This window comes from Dermacoccus sp. UBA1591 (assembly GCF_002322065.1).
GTDB lineage: Bacteria > Actinomycetota > Actinomycetes > Actinomycetales > Dermatophilaceae > Dermacoccus > Dermacoccus nishinomiyaensis.
This window is the reverse complement of record NZ_DCNR01000020.1, coordinates 846-2,057: the sequence shown is the minus strand read 5'-3', so window position 1 is coordinate 2,057 and position 1,212 is coordinate 846. Positions and strand designations below refer to the sequence as shown.

Annotated in this window: 1 protein-coding gene; it reads right to left on the bottom strand. The window is 68.4% G+C overall.

Features of this window, described 5'->3' with window-relative positions; genetic code table 11:
- Positions 1-69 precede the first annotated feature (69 nt).
- Positions 70-1,212: proteasome ATPase (arc, locus tag B2284_RS01990; protein ID WP_286697113.1), on the bottom strand; the 1,143-nt coding region annotated here is incomplete at its 5' end.

The following is a 1,212-nucleotide window of genomic DNA, read 5'->3' as shown; positions in this document are numbered from 1 at the left end:
GCCGAACTGGAACGCGGCGTCGCGCGGCTCGTCGAGGTGCTGCGGGACTGACCCGTGGCGACGCGTGAGTCAGTTCTTGTCCGCGAGCGTGCGGATGTTGACGATGCGCTCACCGCGGCGGCCGGACACGCGGGCCCAGTCGTCGGGGTTGCTCGTGCCGGGCAGATCCTCGTTCTCGCGGAACTCGTCACGGCACGCCTGACGCACGTGCTCCGCGCGAATACCGCGCTCGCCGGAGGTGATGAGGGCCTTGATCGCGGCCTTCTTCGCGCGGTCGACGATGTTCTGGATCATCGCGCCGCTCGCGAAGTCGGCGAAGTACAGCACCTCGCGCGAACCGTCCGCGTACGTCGCCTCGAGGTAGGCGTGCGCGTCGTCGCGGGCATACAACTCCCCCGCAGCGATGTCGATGAGCGACGCCGCAACCTTCGACGGATCGCCGTCGTGCGCGGCGATCTCGTCGGCGTGGAACGGCAGGGCCGGCGTCAGATACTTGCCGAAGATGTCGCGCCCGGCGACCTCGTCGGGGCGTTCGATGCGGATCTTGACGTCGAGGCGCCCCGGGCGCAGGACGGCCGGGTCGATCATGTCCTCGCGGTTGCTCGCGCCGATGACGATGACGTTCTCGAGGCTCTCGACGCCGTCGATCTCGGCGAGCAGCTGCGGCACGATCGTCGTCTCGACGTCCGAGCTGACGCCGGCGCCACGGATGCGGAACAGTGACTCCATCTCGTCGAAGAACACGACGACGGGCGTGCCCGAACTCGCGACCTCACGCGCGCGCTGGAACAGCACGCGGATGTGACGCTCCGTCTCGCCGACGTACTTGTTGAGCAGCTCCGGGCCCTTGATGTTGAGGAAGTAGCTCGTCGCGTCCGAGTTGCCCTGCTTCGCCGCGACCTGCTTCGCGAGCGACGCGGCAACCGCCTTGGCCACCAACGTCTTTCCGCACCCAGGCGGGCCATAGAGCAGCACGCCCTTCGGTGGGCGCAGGTGGTGCTCGGCGTACAGATCGGCGTGCAGGAACGGCAACTCGACGGAGTCGCGGATCGTCTCGATCTGCCCGGCGAGGCCCCCGATGTCGGAGTAGTCGATGTCGGGCACCTCCTCGAGCCCGAGGTCGGAGACCTCCGCGCGCGTCAGCCGTTCGAGCACGAAACCGCTCTTGGCCTCCATGAGCAGCGTGTCGCCGGGACGCACCGTCACGTCCGC